At 75.0% G+C, this 19010-nt stretch carries 13 protein-coding genes and 2 pseudogenes; 6 read left to right on the top strand and 9 right to left on the bottom strand.

Annotated elements, in window-relative coordinates; translation table 11 throughout:
• Positions 1–75 precede the first annotated feature (75 nt).
• The 3 genes from AB0442_RS21385 to AB0442_RS21395 all read right to left on the bottom strand — a co-directional run bounded on the left by AB0442_RS21385 (position 76) and on the right by AB0442_RS21395 (position 5113).
• Positions 76–2478, bottom strand: a complete 2403-nt coding sequence (locus AB0442_RS21385) for an excinuclease ABC subunit UvrA (RefSeq protein ID WP_366164510.1) — start codon at positions 2476–2478, stop codon at positions 76–78.
• 168 nt (positions 2479–2646) lie between these two features.
• A complete protein-coding gene (locus tag AB0442_RS21390) occupies positions 2647–3057 on the bottom strand; it encodes a VOC family protein (protein ID WP_366164512.1) in 411 nt (136 codons plus the stop codon).
• A 1099-nt stretch (positions 3058–4156) separates the two neighbouring features.
• Complete coding sequence (locus AB0442_RS21395) at positions 4157–5113, bottom strand: helix-turn-helix domain-containing protein (RefSeq protein WP_366164620.1); 957 nt, start codon at positions 5111–5113, stop codon at positions 4157–4159.
• A 113-nt stretch (positions 5114–5226) separates the two neighbouring features.
• Between AB0442_RS21395 and AB0442_RS21400 the strand changes: the two genes are divergently transcribed.
• The 3 genes from AB0442_RS21400 to gap all read left to right on the top strand — a co-directional run bounded on the left by AB0442_RS21400 (position 5227) and on the right by gap (position 8383).
• Positions 5227–6141: an aldo/keto reductase gene (locus AB0442_RS21400; protein ID WP_366164513.1), complete on the top strand. Its 915-nt coding sequence runs from the start codon at positions 5227–5229 to the stop codon at positions 6139–6141.
• A gap of 115 nt (positions 6142–6256) precedes the next feature.
• Positions 6257–7204 (top strand): helix-turn-helix domain-containing protein, encoded by a 948-nt coding sequence (locus tag AB0442_RS21405; protein ID WP_344625504.1) that lies wholly within the window; start codon positions 6257–6259, stop codon positions 7202–7204.
• A 180-nt stretch (positions 7205–7384) separates the two neighbouring features.
• Positions 7385–8383: a type I glyceraldehyde-3-phosphate dehydrogenase gene (gene gap / locus AB0442_RS21410; protein WP_344625503.1), complete on the top strand. Its 999-nt coding sequence runs from the start codon at positions 7385–7387 to the stop codon at positions 8381–8383.
• A 92-nt stretch (positions 8384–8475) separates the two neighbouring features.
• Here the strand turns inward: gap and AB0442_RS21415 are convergent, their stop codons facing one another.
• The 3 genes and pseudogenes from AB0442_RS21415 to AB0442_RS21425 all read right to left on the bottom strand — a co-directional run bounded on the left by AB0442_RS21415 (position 8476) and on the right by AB0442_RS21425 (position 9517).
• Positions 8476–8877 carry a PPOX class F420-dependent oxidoreductase gene (locus tag AB0442_RS21415; RefSeq protein ID WP_366164515.1) on the bottom strand — a complete coding sequence of 134 codons (402 nt, stop codon included), beginning with the start codon at positions 8875–8877 and terminating at the stop codon, positions 8476–8478.
• Between the two features lie 159 nt (positions 8878–9036).
• Positions 9037–9255: pseudogene (locus tag AB0442_RS21420) on the bottom strand (hypothetical protein); the annotation flags it as partial.
• Entirely contained in the window at positions 9242–9517 is a 276-nt protein-coding gene (locus AB0442_RS21425; RefSeq protein ID WP_366164517.1) for a DUF6400 family protein, read from the bottom strand. The pseudogene AB0442_RS21420 and the gene AB0442_RS21425, both read right to left, overlap by 14 nt.
• A gap of 321 nt (positions 9518–9838) precedes the next feature.
• Here AB0442_RS21425 and AB0442_RS21430 point away from each other — a divergent pair, with 321 nt between their 5' ends.
• On the top strand, positions 9839–10894 hold the full coding sequence (locus tag AB0442_RS21430) for a serine hydrolase domain-containing protein (protein ID WP_366164519.1): 1056 nt from the start codon (positions 9839–9841) through the stop codon (positions 10892–10894).
• On the opposite strand, the gene AB0442_RS21435 is transcribed toward AB0442_RS21430, so the two are convergent.
• Positions 10888–12117 carry a branched-chain amino acid ABC transporter substrate-binding protein gene (locus AB0442_RS21435; protein WP_366164622.1) on the bottom strand — a complete coding sequence of 410 codons (1230 nt, stop codon included), beginning with the start codon at positions 12115–12117 and terminating at the stop codon, positions 10888–10890. The genes AB0442_RS21430 and AB0442_RS21435 overlap by 7 nt on opposite strands.
• Before the next feature lie 495 nt (positions 12118–12612).
• Positions 12613–13401: pseudogene (locus AB0442_RS21440) on the bottom strand (serine/threonine-protein kinase); the annotation flags it as partial.
• 320 nt (positions 13402–13721) lie between these two features.
• On the opposite strand from AB0442_RS21440, the gene AB0442_RS21445 reads away from it, so the two are divergent.
• Together AB0442_RS21445 and AB0442_RS21450 are read left to right on the top strand one after the other, a co-directional pair.
• Positions 13722–14405, top strand: a complete 684-nt coding sequence (locus tag AB0442_RS21445; RefSeq protein ID WP_366164521.1) for a hemerythrin domain-containing protein — start codon at positions 13722–13724, stop codon at positions 14403–14405.
• An 81-nt stretch (positions 14406–14486) separates the two neighbouring features.
• Positions 14487–15425 (top strand): TIGR03619 family F420-dependent LLM class oxidoreductase, encoded by a 939-nt coding sequence (locus AB0442_RS21450; RefSeq protein WP_366164523.1) that lies wholly within the window; start codon positions 14487–14489, stop codon positions 15423–15425.
• A gap of 10 nt (positions 15426–15435) precedes the next feature.
• Here the strand turns inward: AB0442_RS21450 and AB0442_RS21455 are convergent, their stop codons facing one another.
• Positions 15436–18840 (bottom strand): AAA family ATPase, encoded by a 3405-nt coding sequence (locus AB0442_RS21455; RefSeq protein WP_366164525.1) that lies wholly within the window; start codon positions 18838–18840, stop codon positions 15436–15438.
• Between the last annotated feature and the right edge of the window lie 170 nt (positions 18841–19010).

Here is a 19010-nt window from a genome sequence, read left to right on the forward strand (position 1 = left end):
CCCGCCGCGCTCAGCCGGCAGGTCGGGTCGGCCGGGGTCGGTCGGGCCGGTCGGGTCGGGCACGGTCGGGGGTGGTCAGGCGCCCACGTACGCGGCGAGGTGCTCGCCGGTGAGGGTCGAGCGGGCGGCGACCAGGTCGGCCGGCGTGCCCTCGAAGACGATCCGGCCGCCGTCGTGGCCGGCCCCCGGGCCGAGGTCGATGATCCAGTCGGCGTGCGCCATCACCGCCTGGTGGTGCTCGATGACGACGACGGACTTGCCGGACTCGACCAGCCGGTCGAGCAGCCCGAGCAGCTGCTCCACGTCGGCGAGGTGCAGGCCGGTGGTCGGCTCGTCGAGGACGTAGACGCCGCCCTTCTCCGCCATGTGGGTGGCCAGCTTCAGCCGCTGCCGCTCGCCGCCCGACAGCGTGGTCAGCGGCTGGCCGATGGCCAGGTAGCCGAGGCCGACGTCGGCGAGCCGCTGGAGGATCCGGTGCGCGGCCGGGGTGCGCGCCTCACCCGCGCCGAAGAACTCCTCGGCCTCGGTCACCGGCATCGCCAGCACCTCGCTGATGTCCCGGCCGCCGAGCCGGTACTCCAGCACCGAGGCGTCGAACCGCCGGCCCCCGCAGTCCTCGCAGGTGCTGGACACGCCGGCCATCATCGCCAGGTCCGTGTAGACGACCCCGGCGCCGTTGCAGGTCGGGCAGGCGCCCTCGGAGTTGGCGCTGAACAGCGCCGGCTTCACGCCGTTCGCCTGGGCGAAGGCCTTGCGGATCGGGTCGAGCAGCCCGGTGTACGTCGCCGGGTTGCTCCGCCGGGAGCCGCGGATCGGCGTCTGGTCGACCGCGACCACCCCGTCCGCCCCGGGAGTCCGCCCCGAGAACAGGGACCCGCGGACCAGCGAGCTCTTGCCCGAACCCGCCACACCGGTGATCACCGTCAGCACCCCGAGCGGCACGTCCACGTCGACGTCGCGCAGGTTGTGCGTCGACGCGCCGCGGATCTCCAGCCTGCCGCTGGGCGTCCGGAAGTCCTTCTTGAGCGCGGCCCGGTCGTCGAAGTGCCGGCCGGTGACGGTGCCGCTGGCCCGCAGGCCGTCCAGGGTGCCCTCGAAGCAGACGCTGCCGCCCGCCGTGCCGGCGCCCGGGCCGAGGTCCACGACGTGGTCGGCGATCGCGATCGTCTCCGGCTTGTGCTCGACGACGAGCACCGTGTTGCCCTTGTCCCGCAGCCGCAGCAGCAGCTCGTTCATCCGCTGGATGTCGTGCGGGTGCAGGCCCGCGGTGGGCTCGTCGAAGACGTAGGTGACGTCGGTCAGCGCCGAGCCGAGGTGGCGGATCATCTTGACCCGCTGCGCCTCGCCGCCGGACAGCGTGCCGGCCGCCCGGTCGAGCGAGAGGTAGCCGAGCCCGATCTCCACGAAGGAGTCGAGGGTCCGCTGCAGCGAGGCCAGCAGCGGCGCCACCGAGGGCTCGGCGAGGCCGCGGACCCACTCGGCGAGGTCGCGGATCTCCATCGCGCAGGCGTCGGCGATGCTGATCCGCCCGATCTTCGACGCCCGGGCGCCCTCGCTCAGCCGGGATCCCCCGCACTCGGGACAGGTCGTGAAGGTGACCGCGCGGTCCACGAACTCCCGGACGTGCGGCTGCATCCCCTCCCGGTCCTTGGAGAGCATCGACTTCTGGATCCGCGGGATCAGGCCCTCGTAGGTCATGTTGATCCCGGCGATCTTCATCCTGACCGGCTCGTGGTGCAGGAAGTCGTGCAACTCCTTCGCCGTGTAGTCGCGGATCGGCTTCTCGGGGTCGTAGAAGCCCGACTCGCTGTACAGCCGGTAGTTCCAGCCGCCGGCCTTGTAGCCGGGCACGGTGATCGCGCCACCGGCGAGCGACCTGGCCTCGTCGTACAGCTCCGCGTGGTCGATGTCGGTGACCGAGCCGCGGCCCTCGCAGCCCGGACACATGCCGCCGGTGCGGTCGAAGGTCGCCTTCACCGTCTTCCGGTCGCCGCGCTCGACGGTGATCGCCCCGCTCGCCCGGACGGACGGCACGTTGAAGGCGTACGCGCTGGGCGGGCCGATGTGCGGCTCGCCCAGCCGGCTGAACAGGATCCGCAGCATCGCGTTGGCGTCGGTGGCGGTGCCGACCGTGGAGCGGGGGTCGGCGCCCATCCGCTGCTGGTCGACGGTGATCACGGTGGTCAGCCCCTCGAGGACGTCGACCTCGGGCCGCGCCGGTGTCGGCATGAAACCCTGCACGAAGGCGCTGTAGGTCTCGTTGATCAGCCGCTGCGACTCGGCCGCGATGGTGTCGAACACCAGCGAGCTCTTGCCCGAGCCGGAGACGCCCGTGAACACCGTCAGCCGGCGCTTCGGGATCTCGATGCTGACGTCCTTGAGGTTGTTCTCGCGCGCGCCGTGCACGCGGATCACGTGGTGGCTGTCGGCACCGTGCATGGTGGGCGGCTGCCCGTCCGTCCCCGTGGCCCTGCTCATCGTCTCTCCGTCCGTCCGTCCGTCGGGCGGGCCGCGTCCGCGGTCACCGCCGGCCTTGCCCGGTCCGATCCAACCAGCCCGGGCGCTGCGCCCGGTGCACTTCCGCCGATGCGGCCGCGGCCCGTCCGCCACCCGGTGGGGCGGGGTCGGGCCGCGGCCGCGGACGGCTCAGCCGGTCTGGTTGAAACGGACCAGGTTGCCCGCGGGGTCGCGGAAGGCGCAGTCGCGCAGGCCGTACGGCTGGTCGGTCGGCTCCTGGACGAACTCGGCGCCGCCCGCCTTCAGCTTGTCGAAGACGCCGTCCAGGTCGGCGGTGGCCAGGGTGATCCGGGCGTAGGTGCCCTTGGCCATCATCTCGGTGATGGTGCGGCGCTCGTCCTCGGTGATGCCCGGGTCCATGCCGGGCGGCTCCAGGACGATCGACACGCCGGGCTGCTCCGCCGGGCCGACGGTGATCCACCGCATCGCACCGTTGCCGACGTCGTTGCGGACCTCGAAGCCGAGGAGGTCGCGGTAGAAGGCCAGCGAGGCCTCCGGGTCGGTGTGCGGGAGGAAGGTCCACTGAATGGTGATGTCCATGGCCGTCACGCTAGCCACGCAGCGGTGAGCAGGGCTTCTCCATTCCTGACCGGTCCGCGGCGCCCGCCGGCGGGCGCCGCGGTGCGGGATCGCCGTCCGCCCGGAGGCCGCCGACTCGTCCGCCCCTGCTGGAGCGTGCCGACCTCCGGCGATGTCGTCGACGACCGCTGCGTCAGAGGGCCCGGGCAGGGTGGCCGACAAGATCACGGCAGGCGGCGCCGGGGCTGCTCGGAGCGATCGGGGACGTGCCGGTGAGTCGGTGGACCGGGAAGCCGGAGGACGAACGGGCACGGTGGGTGCTCGACCCGTGGGCGGGGCTCGGCCCGTGGGCGGGGCTCGGCCCGCTCGGGTTCGGCATGAGCCCGCACCAGGTGGCCGCCGCGCTGGACGGTGAAGCGCCGGCCGCCCGCCGGGGGTGGTACCGGTGGTCGGGACACGGCGAGTGGCAGTGGAACCTGAGGGAGGAGCGGTTCGACGCGGCCGGGGCGACCGCCCACTACTGGTACCTGGAAGGCTTCCCCGCACGTGCGGCCGTGACCGTGCACGGGCGCACCGGGCCCCAGGTCGACCTGGAGGGCATCCGACTGATCGGCCGGCCGGTCTCCGAGGTCGACGCAGGGGTGATCCAGTACGTCGAGGACCGACGTACGGGCTTGCTGATCCATCCGGGCGGTCCGGGGCCGGAGGAGCTCAACATGTACGTCCGGGCCACCCGGGCCGGGGACACCGTCGTCAGCGGAGCCCGCCCACCCCGGTGCCCGCCGCGGCAGTCCGCGGCGGGGCACCGGCCACTCCGCCAAGGTGCCCGGATGACCGACACGGACCCCTTGGTGGCCGTCCTGGCCGGCCTCCTCGTCGACGTCGTCCGCCACCTCGACGGGTGCGAGGACGACGAGGTGGACCCGGACACCGCCGTGAAGCCGACGGAGGGTGTCGCCGCCGAACTGCTCCACCTGCCCGGGGAGCAGCGCACCCGGCTGCTGCGGACGACCGCCGACCTCGCGGAGGCCGAACCGGACCGGGCCCCGGCGGGAGTTCCTGCGGTCCTTCCCGTTCAGCTGCGGCCTGGTGCTCGAGGACGGCTGAACGGCCCGACCGCTCAGCCGCCCGCGGCGGCGGCCGCCGCGAGCAGGGTGTCCGCGGCCGCCGTGCGGGCGTACAGCACGGAGCGGCCGACGCGGTGGGCCGTGGTCAGACCTGCGGTGCGCAGCGCGGTCAGGTTCTCGGAGACCGCGGCCGGCGACAGGGCGGTGCGGCGGGCCAGTTCGGTGGTCGAGGCGGGGGAGTCCAGCTCCGCCAGCAGCCGGGCCCGGGTACGGCCCAGCACGGCCGCCAGCGCCTCGCCCCCGTCCCCGGACGGCGCCTCCCAGAGCGAGCCGATCCCCCGGGCGGGGTAGGCGAGTTGCGGCGGGTCCGGCGGGGAGACCCGGGTGAACGGGACCGGACCGGTGAAGACCGACGGGATCAGCAGCAGCCCCCGGCCCGCCGTCGGCCGGGAGAGCGCGCTCGACCGGCGCAGCAGCCGCAGGGTGTCCTCGTCCCACCGCACCGAGGCGTGCAGACCGCCCAGCAGGTGCGCCGCGCCGCGCTCCGCGACCTGCCGCGCCCGGTGCGCCACGTCCGCGTCCAGCACGGCCCGGATCCGCGCCCAGTACGGCGCGAGCGCCAACTCCCAGTACAGCCGCACCTCCTCGGCCACCCCGGCGAGCCGGGCCTCCGGCCGGGCGTACAGCGCCTCCGTGCGCGGGCCCAGCCCGCCCTGCTCGCGCCGCAGCCGGTCCAGGTCGCGGCGGACCCGCTCCGGCGGGGTCGCCAGGATGCCGTCCACCTCCTCGGCGAGCTCGGCGATCGGCGCCGCGGGCGTCGGATTGAGGAAGTCCGGCACGTAGCCCGACGGCGGCACCAACTCGGCGAGGCGGCCCCGGTCCAGACCCGCCGCCGCCAGCCGCGGCCGCACCTGCTCGGCCCACCGCCGGTGCACCGGATGCTCCACCCCCGACCGCAGCAGCCGCAGACTCGGCCCCACCTCCCACATCGGCGACACGGCGAACCGCATCTGCGCCAGGTCCCGCACCGAGAAGACCAGCTCCGCCACCCGCGCCCCCGCCCGGATTCGCCCCTGCCCGAATCAATGGCGGCCACTCTACGGCCCCGCCGATGATGCCGGACATGACCTCACAGACCATCACCCCGGCCGCGGCCGCGGCCGGCACCTGGGCCCTCGGCGACCTGACGGTCAACCGGCTCGGCTTCGGCGCCATGCGCCTGCCGCAGACCGGCCCCGCCCTGGTCCGCCGCGCCGTTCCCCGCGACCGCGAGCAGGCGATCGCCGTGCTGCGCCGCGCCGTCGACCTCGGCGTCGACCACATCGACACCGCGGCCTTCTACTTCTCGCCGCTGCGGTCCGCCAACGAGCTGATCAACCGCGCCCTGGCGCCCTACCCCGACGACCTCGTCATCGCCACCAAGGTCGGCCCCGGCCGGGACCGTTCCGGCCGGTGGCTGCCGCACGCCACCCCCGAGCAACTGCGCGGCCAGGTCGAGGAGAACCTGCGCCAGCTCGGCCGCGACCACCTGGACCTGGTCAACCTGCGGGTCGTCGGCACCGCCCCGGTCGCCGACCGCTTCGGCGCCCTCGCCGAACTCCGCGAGGCCGGCCTGATCCGCCACCTCGGTCTCTCCAACGTCACCGCCGAGCACCTCGCCGAGGCCGCGGCGATCGCCCCGGTCGTCTGCGTGCAGAACCCCTACGGCATCGGCAGCCCGCCCGAGCAGGAGGCGCTGCTCCGCGCCTGCGGCGAGCGGGGCACCGCCTTCGTGCCGTTCTACGCGATCGCCGGCCCCGGACGGCAGGCGGGGAGCACCGGGGAGGAACCGCCGGAGGTGCTCGCGGTCGCCCGCCGCCACGGCGTGAGCCCCGCCCAGGTCCGGATCGCCTGGACGCTGCACCGCGGCCCGCACGTGCTCGCCATCCCCGGCACCGGCGACCCGGACCACCTGACCGCCAACGTGGCGGCCGCCGCCCTCCGGCTCACCGCCGATGACCTGGCCGTCCTCGGTGCGCTGCACCACCGGGCGGGCTGAGCCGTGCCGGGCCCCGGCCGGGCACGGGTGGCAGGATGCTTGCGACAGCCGTCGTTCGGGCCACCCGTGGGGGAACGGACGACCGGTGGCCGCGGAGTGCGCAGGAGGAGGCCCGATGGGGCGGAGGAACCACCAGGTCGCGGTGCTCGTGCTGGAGGGCGCGAAGCCGCTCGACGTGGGCATCCCCGCCCAGGTGTTCTCCAACCGGCCGAGCATGCCCTACGACGTGCGGGTCTGCGGAGCCGCACCGGGGCTGGTGACCGGCGGCGACGGCCTCTCGTACCACGTGGCGGACGGCCTGGAAGCCTTCGAGCAGGCCGACACCGTCTTCATCCCCGGCTACCGCGAGCCGGCCACCACCGAACCGCCGGCCGAGGTCGTCGCCGCACTCACCGCCGCCCACGCCCGCGGCACCCGCCTCGCCGCGATCTCGACCGGCGCCTTCGCCCTCGCCGCGACCGGACTCCTCGACGGCAAGCGGGCCACCACCCACTGGCACTACACCCGGGCCCTCGCCGAACGGCACCCGCTGGTACGGGTCGACGCCAACGTGCTGTTCGTCGACGAGGGCGACGTGCTCACCTCCGCGGGTGCCGCCTCCGGCATCGACCTGTGCCTGCACCTGCTCCGCCGCGACCACGGCGTGGGGCTCTCCAACCACGTGGCGCGGCGGCTGGTGGCGGCGCCCTACCGCAGCGGCGGGCAGGCGCAGTACGTGCCTCGGAGCGTCCCCGAGCCGCTCGGCGACCTCTTCGCGGACACCCGGGAGTGGGCCCTCGCCCACCTCGCCGAACCGCTGACCCTGGAGGACCTGGCCCGCAACGCCAAGGTCTCCGGGCGCACCTTCTCCCGGCGGTTCGTGGAGGACACCGGCTACACGCCGATGCAGTGGGTGCTGCGGGCCCGCGTCGACCTGGCACGCGAGCTGCTCGAACGCACCGACCTCGGCGTGGAACAGATCGCCGACCGGGTCGGCCTCGGCACCGGCGCCAACCTGCGCCTGCACTTCCACCGGATCCTCGGCACCTCCCCGACGGAGTACCGCCACACCTTCTCGGCCTGACGGCCGGATCCGGGCCCCTGACGGGTGCTCCGTCGGGGCCCGCCGGGCGGGGTGGCGGGATCCTTGCGAGCGTTGGCGAAGGATCTGGCGAGATCCTTGCGCACGCTGTCATCCGGGCCACTGTCTGCCGGGCGCCGGGATGCCGACCATGGATGGCGGGACGACACGAGAGGAACCTCCATGACCCGCATCGCCGTCAACGGATTCGGCCGCATCGGACGCAACACCCTGCGCGCCCTGCTGGAGCGCGACAGCAAGCTGGAGGTCGTCGCCATCAACGACCTCACCGCCCCGGACGCGCTCGCCCACCTGCTCAAGTACGACAGCGCGCTCGGCCGGCTCGGCCGCTCCGTCGAGATCGACGGCACCGACCTGGTCGTCGACGGCCGCCGCATCAAGGTGCTCGCCGAGCGCGAGCCGGCCAACCTGCCGTGGGCCGAGCTCGGCGTCGACATCGTGCTGGAGGCCACCGGCCGCTTCACCGCCGCGGACGCCGCCCGCGCCCACATCACGGCCGGCGCCCGGCGCGTGCTGGTCAGCGCCCCCTCCGACGGCGCCGACGTCACCCTCGCCTACGGCGTGAACACCGACGCGTACGACCCCGCCCGGCACGTGATCGTCTCGAACGCCTCGTGCACCACCAACGCGCTCGCCCCGCTGGCCTCCGTCCTGGACGACCTGGCCGGCATCGAGCACGGCTTCATGACCACCGTGCACGCCTACACCCAGGAGCAGAACCTCCAGGACGGCCCGCACCGCGACCTGCGCCGCGCCCGCGCCGCCGGCGTGAACATCGTGCCGACCACCACCGGCGCCGCGAAGGCCATCGGCCTGGTGCTGCCGCAGCTCGACGGCAAGCTGTCGGGCGACTCGATCCGGGTGCCCGTCCCGGTCGGCTCGATCGTGGAGCTGAACACCACGGTCTCCCGCGAGGTCACCCGCGAGGAGGTGCTCGCCGCCTACCGCGCCGCCGCGGACGGCCCGCTCAAGGGCATCCTCGACTACGCCGACGAGCCGCTGGTCTCCGGCGACATCACCGGCCAGCCCGCCTCGTCCATCTTCGACGCCGCCCTCACCCGGGTCGACGGCAAGCACGTCAAGGTGGTCGCCTGGTACGACAACGAGTGGGGCTTCTCCAACCGCGTCATCGACACCCTCGAACTGCTCGCGGAGAACTGAGCACCCGCCACGTGCGACCGCGCCCGACGGCGCGACCGGGTCCGCCCGGCCGCGCCGTCGGGCGCGTCGTTTTCCCGCGGGCGTGCCGCGGGTCAGGTCAGGGTGATCCGGATGCCGACCGTGCCGCGGTCGCCGCGGCGGACCCGGCTGCCGAGCAGGGTGAGCACGCCGAGCAGGCCGTACTTCTGCCGCAGCAGGGTGCGGTAGGCGGCGGTCCTCTCGGGCGGGCAGATCTCGGCGGTGCCGGGCACCTGCTCGCCGGTCGGCCTGCCGCGGACGTCGCACGGGCCGACCAGCACGTCCGCCCGGTTGCGGATCCGGCGGACCTTCCAGGAGTCGGAGACCGTCCAGACGCCCAGCGCGTCGCCGTCCCGCACCACCCACACCGGGGTGGGGACCGCCGTGCCGTCCTTCTTGAAGGTGGTGACCAGCAGGTAGCTGCCTGCGGCGAGGCGGACGAGGCGTTCGAGCCGGTCGTCGGGCGTGGCGTTCATGCCGCGCAGTCTAGGGCTTGCCCGACCCCCCGGTGGATCACGGTCCGCCGTGGATCACGGTGCGTCGTGCGGTGCCCGGTCGCCGGCCTCCGGGCCGTCCTCGGGCAGCACGCCGGCCGTCGGCTCGGAGCGGCGCGGGCCGGGCACCCGGCCGAGGGCCGAGCGGGTGGCGCCGATGCCGGTCTCGTGGTCCCACACGTGGGTGCAGCCGGGGCACTGCAGGTGGAGCAGGCTCCCGGTGTTGGAGATCAGGTAGCGCCAGTGCTCGGAGCAGGAGCGGCGCTCCCCGCAGGGCGCGCAGTCGCGGGCGTCGTCGCAGTTGGGGCAGGCGATCCACGCGCGGCGACCGACGTCGGCCTGCGGGTCAACGGGCAGCATCGGTCCGCTCCTCCACGGGCAGCACGCCCGCCGTGACGAGGTCGTCGTAGAGCCGCTGCTGCTCGGCGTCCAGGCCGGAGTAGAGCAGGGCGTGGGCCTCGGCCTCGCGGCGCTCCTCCTCGGCGATGTCCCGGATGGGCCCGAGCGAGGCGGCCGCCAGCGACCGGCGGCGGATCTCGTCGGCGGTGACGTCGAAGACGAAGGCCGTCGACGGCTCGGGGCGGTCGGCGTCCTCGGTGCGGTGGTGCGACTGCGGAGACATGCCAGCAGAACTTAGGTAACCCTTCCTTCGCTGTCAAGGTGATGTGCGCAACCCGTTCACCAGCTGAGATGCTTCCGAGACAAGGGCCGTCCGTGGGCGAAGTTCCCGCCCGGGAGCCATGCTGGCCGGCGGTCCGTCATGCCGCGGTCCGGGCGCCGGGACTGAGGGCCCGTCGGCGCTGTGGACCGGGTCTGTCTTCCGGGGGAGCCGGGCCGGCGCCCGGTCCGTCCAGCGGCGTACACCTGGCGGACGAGGCGGAGGGGGTGGGATTCCTCATGCGGGCGGACGGACCGGCCGCGTGCCGCGCCTAGGGTGGTGGACATGGCAGAGCTGGGGGACCTCGTAGGACGGACCGCCGACCGGCTGGCGGAGCAGCAGGTCGGCGCGGTGGTGGTCGGCCTCGCGGACGGCGCGGCGGAGATCCGCGGCGCCGGGCGGGCCGGCGGCGCGGTGTCCGGGCCGCCCGGCCCGGACACCCTCTTCGAGATCGGCTCGATCACCAAGGTCTTCACCGCCCTGCTGCTGGCCCGGACGGTGCTCGCCGGCGACGCCGCCCTGGAGGAGCCGCTCGCCGGCCTGCTGCCCGGCTGCACCGTCCCCGGCCGCGGCGGCCGGCGGATCACCCTCCAGCACCTGGCCACCCACACCTCCGGCCTGCCGCGCCTGCCCAAGGGCATGCTGCTGCCCGCCCTGTTCAACCCGCGGGCCGCGGACCCGTACGCCGGCTGCACCGCCGACCGGCTGCTCGACGGGCTCGCCCGGACGAAGCTCCGCTCGGTGCCCGGCCGCACCTTCCGGTACTCCAACCTCGGTGCCGGGCTCCTCGGCCTCGCCCTCGCCCGGCGCGCCGGCACCGACTACGAGCAGCTCGTCCGCCGCGAGGTCTGCCTGCCGCTCGGGCTCGCCGACACGGTCGTCACGCCCGGTGCCGACGGCGCCGGCCGGCTCGCCGGCGGCCACACCGCCAACCGCAGGCCCACCGCGCCGTGGCACCTCGCCGACCTGGCCGGCGCCGGCGGCCTGCGCTCCACCGGCAACGACCTCGCCGCCTTCCTGCGCGCCCAGCTCGGCGGGGCGCCCACCGACACCGCCGAGGCGATCGTCCTCACCCGGCAGGTGGAGCACCGCACCAGCCCGTTCTCCTGGACGCACCTCGGCTGGTCGGCGCACCGCCTGCACCCGCAGCAGGGCGGTCACCTACAGGTCTGGCACAACGGCCGCACCGGGGGCTTCGCCTCGTACGCCGGCTTCGACCCGGAGACCGGCACGGCCGTCGCCGTCCTCGGCAACACCGGCCGGTCCGTGGACGCCGCCGGCGCGGGCCTGCTGCGCACCCTGCAGGAGGCTGCCGCCGGCCGGGCGCGCGACGGTCAGTAGGTGTCGGTCCTGACGGAGTGCCAGGCGCCGCCCTGCACCGTGTGGACGGTGAGCTGCCGGTTGGTGGTGTCGCCGTAGTCGTCGAAGGAGACCGCCCCGGTCCTGCCGTCGAAGGAGACGCCCGCCATCGCCTCCGCCACCTTGGCCCGGGCGTCGGACGGCAGCGTGCCGCCGTTCGCGGCCACCGCGGACTTGACCGCCTCGATGACGGCCCAGGCCGCGTCGTACGCGTAGGCGCCGTACTGGCCGGCGTCCTCCGGGTAGCCGGCGGCCCGGTAGTCGTCGAGGAAGGCCGTCCCGCCGCCGAGCGCCTCCGTGGGCGCGCCCACCGAGGTGGCCAGGTCGCCCTCGGCCCGGCCGTTCAGTCGGGTGTACTCGGTGTCGAAGATGCCGTCGCCGCCCATCAGCGGCACCGTCGCGCCGCCCTCCTTGAGCTGCCGGGAGAGCGGCGCCGCGTCCGGGTACTCACCGCCGTAGTAGACCGCCTCGGCGCCGCTGGCGCGGACCTTCGCCGCCAGGGCGGTGTGGTCGTTGCTGCCCGGTTCCACGTGCTCCGAACCGACGACCGTGCCCCCGAGGGCGGCGACCTCGGCGGTGAACCCGTCGGCGAGCCCGGCGCCGTAGGTCTTCCGGTCGTCGATCACGAAGAACTTCGTCTTCTTCGCGACCTTGACGAGGTACCGGGCGGCGAACGGGCCCTGCAGGGCGTCCGTGGTGGTGGTGCGGTAGTACACGGGGTACGGGCGCGACTTGACGCCCTTCTGCCAGTCGCTGCCCAGGGTGAGCACCGGGTTGGTGTTGGCCGGCGAGACGTCCACCAGCCCGGCCGACGCGAACGAGGGCAGCATCGACTGGGCGACGCTGGAGTTCAGCGGACCGACCACGCCGAGCACCCGGTCGTCGGCGACGAGCGCATCGGCGTTCTGCCGGCCGGTCTGCGGCTGGGCCTGGTCGTCCAGCGCCTTCAGCTCGAAGGTGACACCCGGGACGTACGTCCGCCGGTTGGCCGTCCGCACGGCGAGGTCGGCCGAGTTCTTGATGCCGGTGCCGAAGCTCGCCAGGCCGCCGGTGAGCGGCGCGTCCACGCCGATCACCACGGTCGTGGTCGCCGTGTCGTTCGACGAGCTGCCGCCGTGGGCGCTGCCGCTGCCGCGGCCTGAGTCCGGCAGGAGGGTCCAGGTCAGGACGCCGCCGACGGCCAGGGTCGCGAGCGCCACCGCCAGCACGGTGGCCTTCCGGCCGATCGGCCGCCGCCCGGGCCGGTCGGCCGTCAGCTCCTCGATGCGGTGGCCCTCCAGGGGCCCGGTGGGCACCCCGTCCTCCGGCGTCCCGTCGGCGGCCGGCTGCGGCAGCCCGTCGGCCGGGGGAGCGGCGTACGGGTTGTCCGGCACCGGCCGGCCCTGCGGCACGTGCGGAAGGTGCGGTGGAACGGCCGGGGGGTCGGCGGGCGGCGCCGGGACGGGCGCAGCCGGCCCGACCTCCCCGGCGGGCCCGTCCGCAGGCCCTTCGGCGGGGGCTTCGGCGGGCCCTTCGACGGGCTGTTCCGCCGCCGGGGCCTGCGGCGGCGGGGGCGGCGGCTGCCGGTCGGCCGGGACGGGAACGGGATCCGGTGCGGTCGGCGTCCGCGGCGCGGGCGGCGCCGGATCCGGTGCGGGCCCGCCGCCCGCCGTGGTGTCGCCGCGCAGCACCGCCGCCACCAGCTCCTCGGCCTGCGCGACGGTCGCCCGCTCGGCCGGGTCCTTGGCGAGCAGCGCCTCCAGCACCGGGGCGAGCGGCCCGGCGAGCACGGGCGGCCGGTGCGGCCGGGTGAAGATGGCGATGGCGAGGGCGTGCAGGCCCTCGGCGTCGAACGGCGTCCGGCCCTCGACCGCGTGGTACAGCGTGGCGCCGAGCGCCCACAGGTCGTTGGCGGCGGTCGGCCGCTTGCCCTCCAGCTGCTCCGGCGGCATGTAGTGCGGGGTGCCGATGACCGTCCCGCTGTGGCTCAGCTTGGTGGTGGCGTCCGCGAGGTGCGCGATGCCGAAGTCGGTGAGGACGACCCGGTCCTTCGTCAGCAGCACGTTGTCCGGCTTGATGTCGCGGTGGACGATGCCGGCTCCGTGCGCCTCGGCGAGCGCGCCGAGCATCGCCGCCCCGATCTCGGCGACCCGGCGCACCGGCAGCGGACCCCGCTCGCGGATCTCGGCGGCGAGCGACCGGCCGCGGACGAACTCCATGACGATGGCCGGCGCGCCGTTGTGCTCGACCACGTCGTGGACGGTGATGATCCCCGGGTGGTTGAGGATGACCGCGGCCCGCGCCTCGCCGGTGAACCGCCGCAGCAGCACGGCGCGCTCGTCGTCCTGCAGCCCGGGCGGGAAGAGGATCTCCTTGACGGCGACCTCGCGGCCGAAGAGGTGCCGGTCCGTCCCGCGCCAGACGCGGCCCATGCCGCCCTGCCCGATCCGCTCGATCAGCTCGTACCGGCCGGCGATGAGTTCCGCGTCGTCCTGGGTCACGGCGGACACTCTAGGGGGCCCGGTGGCGGTGCCGGGAAGGGATCGCAGGAGCTGTGATCGATCTGCACCCGCACGTGCACGGACCTTCCTCGTGCCCTGGTCGGACGGTTCGGCACGGGTACCGCGGGCCCGGCCCGCCGGGGGACCGCCGGACCGTCCGCCGGGGCGGCCGCACCGCCGCCCGACGCCTGCCGGCCGACCTGTCGCGCTGACCCCGCCCTGCCGGGCGCGAGGGACACAGGGCCGGCCGTCGCGGTCGGCCCTGCGTGGGCCGGTCGACGCAAGTCGGCTGCAAGTGCCCTGCAACAGTGCTGCGGAGACTGGGTGTCATGACTTCGAACAACAACTCCGACTCCACCCTCCACCCCTACACCCGCGAGATGGCGATGATCCACCAGGTGTTCCGACGCGAGTCGCGCCTGCTGGCCGAACTCGTCCAGGACGTACGGCCCGGTGACACCGCACGGTCCCGGATCCTCGCCGAGCACTGGCGGCTGTACTCCATCGGCCTGCACGCCCACCACACCGGTGAGGACGAGATGCTCTGGCCGGTCCTGCTGCCCCACCTGGACCTCGATGCCGAGCAGGTCCTGGCGATGGAGGCGCAGCACCGTGAACTCTCCGACGGCATCGCCGAGGTCCAGCGGCTGGTGGACCGGTGGCAGGCCCGGGTCCTGCCCGAGGACCGCGACGAGCTCACCGAGGCGCTGCACAGGCACCACCGGCAGCTGTGCGCCCACCTCGACGAGGAGGAGCGGGAGGTCATGCCGCTGGTCGCGCTCCACGTGAACGAGGAGCAGTGGCACGCCGTCGGCGAGCGTGGCCTCGCCGAGACGCCCCGGAACCGGCTGATGATCGCCCTGGGCGCGATCCTGGAGGACACCTCGCCGGAGGAGCGCCGGGAGTTCCTCGCGCGGCTGCCGGTCCCGGCCCGGGTGCTCTGGAAGCTCCTCGGGCAGCGGCAGTACCGCCGCGAGATCGACCGGGTCCGCGGCCCGCGCACGACCGCCTGAGGTGCGTCCCGCGTCCGGCCGCCCGTCCGGGGCCGGCACTGTCCGTCCGACCCGCCCGTACCGATCGAGGAACCGCCACCCATGCGCATCGGATTCTCCGTCCCCCAGTTCGGCCCGTTCGCCGATCCCGACCGCACCGCCGTGATGTGCGCCGCACTCGAGACGCTGGGTTGCCACAGCCTCTGGGTGGCCGACCGGCTCCTGGCGCCGCTCGCCCCGCCCGACGGTTACCCCGGCGGGAAGACGATGCCCGTCAGGTACGCCACCCACCTCGACCCGCTGCTCGCCCTGGGGGTGGCCGCCGCCGCCACCGAGCGGGTGCGGCTCGGCAGCAGCACGCTCAACGCCCTGTGGCATCCGCCCGTGGTGCTCGCCCGAGCGCTGACGACCCTCGACCTGATCAGCCACGGACGTCTGGACGTCGGTCTCGGGCTGGGCTGGATGCGCGAGGAGTACGAGGCCGCCGGGGTGCCCTGGCGGGGTCGCGGCGAGCGGCTGGAGGAGACCCTCGACGTCCTCGACGCCGTCTGGCGGTCGGACACGGTGTCCCACACCGGCCCGCTGTGGACGGTCCCCGAGTCGACCGTCCTCCCCAAGCCCCGCCAGGGCCCGAGGCCGCCGGTCCTGCTGGGCGGGTTCACCCCGCCCGCCCTGGAGCGGGTCGGCAGGCGCGCGGACGGCTGGCTGGCGGCCTCGATGCCGCTGCCGTTCTTCGAGGCCCTGTGGGCGGTGGCCGCCGAGGCCGCCGAGCGGGCGGGGCGGGACCCGGCGGGGCTGCGCCGGGTGTTCCGGGTCAACCCGGAGGTCACCGAGGCCGAGGCCGGACCCGAGGAGACCCACCACCGCGGTACGGTGCGTCAGATCTGCGACCACCTCCGGGTGATGTGCGCGGCGGAGACCGACGAGGTGCTCGTCGACCTCCAGCTGACCACGGACTCGCCCGAGGAGTTCCTCGACCTGGCGGCGGCGTTCCTGGCCGAACTGGCCGGGCCGTCCCGGCCCCGGCAGCCCCTGCCGTGAGGACCGCCCGTCAGATGGGCGCCGGCGGCAGTCCGGCCAGGGCGGTCCGGGCGGCGTCCGCCCAGTGGGAGGAGTCCCAGGCGGCCGCCACCCGGACGGCTTCGAGGAAGTGGCGGCGGGCCTCCTCGGGGCGGCCCAGGAACCGGGCCAGTTCGCCCAGGGTCTGCGCGACGGGCCGGAGGACGATGCTGAGGGTGCTCGCGCCGCCCGCCAGGCCCTCGAGGGGCAGCAGCTCCCGGTAGACCTCGGCCGCCAGGGCCTCGTCCTCGAAGACGACGGCGGCCGCGCCCCGCAGCTCGGCCAGGACGGAGAACGCGAAGTCGCGTCGGAGCGGCACCCGTCGGCCGAGGACGTCGCGGGCCTCGCCGGGACGGCCCGCGTCCAGCAGCGCGAGCGCGGTGAGGGCTTCGTTGAGCGGCTGGTACTGCTCCCACACCGCGAGCAGTACGGGCAGCATCTCGGCGAGCCGTCCCTGCTGCAGCCGGATGCATCCGAGGCCCAGGGCGGCCAGCCCGTTGAGGTCCACGGCCCCGCGTGCCCGCAGCGCCTCCACCGCTTCTGCCATGGCCTGCTCCGCCTCGTCGAAGCGGCCCCGGGCCATGGCGACCATCGGATGCCGCAGCCTGGCCACCGCGAACGCACCCTGGAGCTCGTAGGTGCGGGCGATGTCGTCCGCGCGGCCGAGGCACCGCTCCATCTCCGCCGGGTCGTTGCGGCCGGCGGCCATCCGGGCCGCGGTGTAGGCGCTCATCCAGGAGTACTCGGGGCTGTCCTGGGAGTCGGCCAGCTCGGCGAGTTCCTGCTGGAGCTCCCGGTAGACGGCGGGTTCGAGGTCGCAGTCGACCCGGCGCAGCAGCGAGGCGAGCGCCAGGCCGTGCAGTCGGGGCTCGCCCACGGACCGGGCGAGCTCCACGGCCCGGCGCCCCACGGCCACGGCGCGCGGATCGGTGTCGTCGAGGGCGTCGGCGAGTTGGTCGAGGAGCAGGCACCGCTGACGGTCGGCCAGTCCCGGGCTCTCCAACAGCCTGCCGAGTTCCGCCACGGCCTGGGGGTCGGATGCCGCGTCGTACGCGCGGACGCGCCACGGCGTCGGTTCGGTCCACGTCGTGTAGGCGGCGGTCAGCAGGTCGGCCCGGTCCGCTGCACGGGCCACCGCGACGGCCTGCTGCTGCGCCTCGCGGGCGGGCACCACGGCCCCCATCCGGATCCGACAGTCCACCAGCTGACCCAGCAGCATGACCCGCAACAGGGCGGCGTCCTGGCCGGCGAAGGCGGCCGGATGATCGGTGAGGAGCCCGAGCGCCGCGTTCAGCAGGGCCTCGGCGTTCTGCGGGGCGTAGCGGCGCACCGCCTGCTCGCACGCCAGCCGGGCGTGGTGCACGGCGGGCCCGGCGTCGGCGGTCACGACCGCGGCCGCCTGCAGCAGGTGGTGGGCCGTGGCGGCGACGTCGTCCGAGCCGAGGGCGATCAGGCTCCTGCCCAACCGGGAGTGCATCCGGGCCAGCCGCAGCCGGGTGAGGTCGGCCTCCAGGGCGTCGCGTACGAGGGCGTGGCTGAAGCGGACCGTGCCGGGACGCGGCTCGGTGAGCAGCCCGGCGGTGACTCCCGCGTCCAAGGCGTCGAGGAGTTGCTCGCCGTCGCCGTCCGCGGCGTGGACGAGGAGGGCGACCTGGGCCTCGCGGCCGGCGACGGCCGCCAGCCGCAGCCCGGCCGTGACGGTCGGTGCGAGCAGGGCGAGCCGCCGCCGCAGTACGTCCTGGACTCCCTGCGGGACGCGGGCCAGCGCTTCCTGCTCGCCCTCACCGGCGAGCAGGAGCGAACTCTCGTGCAGGTGGAAGGGGTTCCCCCCGGCCCGTTCGGCCAGGGCCACCGCAGCCCGCTCGCTCATGCCGGCCGCGGTGCGCCGCAGCAGTTCCTTGGCCTGGGCGTCCGACAGGCCACCGAGTGCCATCCGGACGGGCGAGCAGGCGGCCAGGCGCGCCAGCGCTCCGGTCAGGTCACCCTCGCCGGTGCGGTACGAGCCCACCAACAGAAGGGGCACGTCGCGCAGTTGCTCGGCGCAGAGCAGGAAGAGCTCGATGCTCTCCTGGTCACCCCGGTGCAGGTCGTCCAGCACGACCAGCAGCGGCCGCCGACGCGCTATGTCGCGGAGCCAGCCGAGCAGCGCCCTGTGCAGACGGAAGCGCCGGGCCGGACTGCCGTCCGGCTGCTCGGAGTCGCTCTCGGTGCCCGGCGCCAGCAGCGGGGCGAGCTCGTCGGCGTACCGGCCGGGCGGCGCGGTCTCCGCCAGAGCCGGCAGCATGTCGAACCAGGCCCGGCCGGGCGGGGCGCCCTCGCTCTCCGGACACTGCCCGGACCCGGCCAGCCAGCCCTGCTGCGGCAGTTGGCGGACGGCCGCCTCCAGGAGACTCGACTTGCCGATGCCGGGCTCGCCGGAGACCAGGACCACCTGGGCCCGGCCGTCCCGTGCCCGGTCCGCAGCGGCGGCGAGCCCGGCCAACTCCTCGTCCCGGCCCAGGAGCCGGTCCGCCGCCAGGACGGTCGGCGTCCGGCGCCCGACGCTCGCCCCCGGAGTTTCCACCGTGGCCACGGCGGTGGACACCTCGGCCCGTACGGTGGCCGGGGCGGGCACGGTGGGGGCGCCGGTCGCCCGCCGAAGCACGTCCAGACGCTGGTGCAGCAGGGCCCCCTCCAGCTCCAGGAGAGCGGGCCCGGGCTCGACGCCGAGTTCCTCGCCGAGGACGCGCCGTGCCTGCCGCAGCGCGGCCAGGGCGTCACCCTGCCGGTCGCGCGCCCACAACGCCAGGGCGAGCAGCCGCCAGCCCTCCTCGTGCAACGGCTCCTCCCGGGTCAGCAGGAGCGTGTCGGCGAGTGCCTGTGCGGCCTGCCCGCTGCCCAGCCGTGCTGCGGCGAGCCGCTCCCGGGCGGTGCGGTGCACCTCCTCCAGGCGCGTGCGTTCGGCGGCGGTCCACGGCTCGTCCAGGAATTCCGCGTACGGCTGCCCGCCCCACGAGGCGAGCGCCTCGGCCAGGCCCTTGGCGGCGAAACGGGCGGGCACCTCCGCCCCCGAACAGGTCGCCACCCTGCGCTCGAACACCCAGGCGTCCACCGCGTCCTGCTCGACGGCGAGGGCGTAGCCGTAGGGTGCGCTGACCAGCAGTCGCGCGGGTGCCCGCGGCGCCCGTTCCGGTTCGAGGACGCGCCGCAGCCGTGCGACGTAGGCGTGCAGCGAGCCCTGTGCGCTGGACGGGACGCGTGTCGGCCACAGCCGCTCGACGATCTGCTCCGTGGGAACGACCGCCCCACCGGCGAGCAGCAGTTGGACCAGGACCATCCGGGCGAGCCGGCCACCCGCATCGACCGCGCGGCCGTCGACCTCGACCCGGAGCGAGCCGAGCACCTTCAATGTGACCATGACACGATCATCGTAACGGTGCACCGCAGTCCGATGAGCCCGGGAACCGGCGAGAGCGCGGCGAGCCTCCTGCAGGTCGCCGGCCCCTCGCGGATCTCCGGACCCGCCTCGGCCCGGTGAACGGAGCTGTGACGGCCCGTCACCGGAGGCGGTCCTCCAGCGGCGGACTC

It is taken from the genome of Kitasatospora sp. NPDC085895, from assembly GCF_040702125.1.
Taxonomy (GTDB): domain Bacteria; phylum Actinomycetota; class Actinomycetes; order Streptomycetales; family Streptomycetaceae; genus Kitasatospora; species Kitasatospora arboriphila.

Coding starts and splice junctions, on each gene's coding strand:
- AB0442_RS21405 (WP_344625504.1), top strand. CDS start 6,257: ATGGGGCGGAGGAACCACCAGGTCGCGGTGCTCGTGCTGGAGGGCGCG.
- AB0442_RS21395 (WP_366164620.1), bottom strand. CDS start 5,113: ATGCGGTTCGCCGTGTCGCCGATGTGGGAGGTGGGGCCGAGTCTGCGG.
- AB0442_RS21400 (WP_366164513.1), top strand. CDS start 5,227: ATGACCTCACAGACCATCACCCCGGCCGCGGCCGCGGCCGGCACCTGG.
- AB0442_RS21390 (WP_366164512.1), bottom strand. CDS start 3,057: ATGGACATCACCATTCAGTGGACCTTCCTCCCGCACACCGACCCGGAG.
- AB0442_RS21425 (WP_366164517.1), bottom strand. CDS start 9,517: ATGTCTCCGCAGTCGCACCACCGCACCGAGGACGCCGACCGCCCCGAG.
- AB0442_RS21445 (WP_366164521.1), top strand. CDS start 13,722: ATGACTTCGAACAACAACTCCGACTCCACCCTCCACCCCTACACCCGC.
- AB0442_RS21415 (WP_366164515.1), bottom strand. CDS start 8,877: ATGAACGCCACGCCCGACGACCGGCTCGAACGCCTCGTCCGCCTCGCC.
- AB0442_RS21430 (WP_366164519.1), top strand. CDS start 9,839: ATGGCAGAGCTGGGGGACCTCGTAGGACGGACCGCCGACCGGCTGGCG.
- AB0442_RS21385 (WP_366164510.1), bottom strand. CDS start 2,478: ATGAGCAGGGCCACGGGGACGGACGGGCAGCCGCCCACCATGCACGGT.
- AB0442_RS21455 (WP_366164525.1), bottom strand. CDS start 18,840: ATGGTCACATTGAAGGTGCTCGGCTCGCTCCGGGTCGAGGTCGACGGC.
- gap (WP_344625503.1), top strand. CDS start 7,385: ATGACCCGCATCGCCGTCAACGGATTCGGCCGCATCGGACGCAACACC.
- AB0442_RS21450 (WP_366164523.1), top strand. CDS start 14,487: ATGCGCATCGGATTCTCCGTCCCCCAGTTCGGCCCGTTCGCCGATCCC.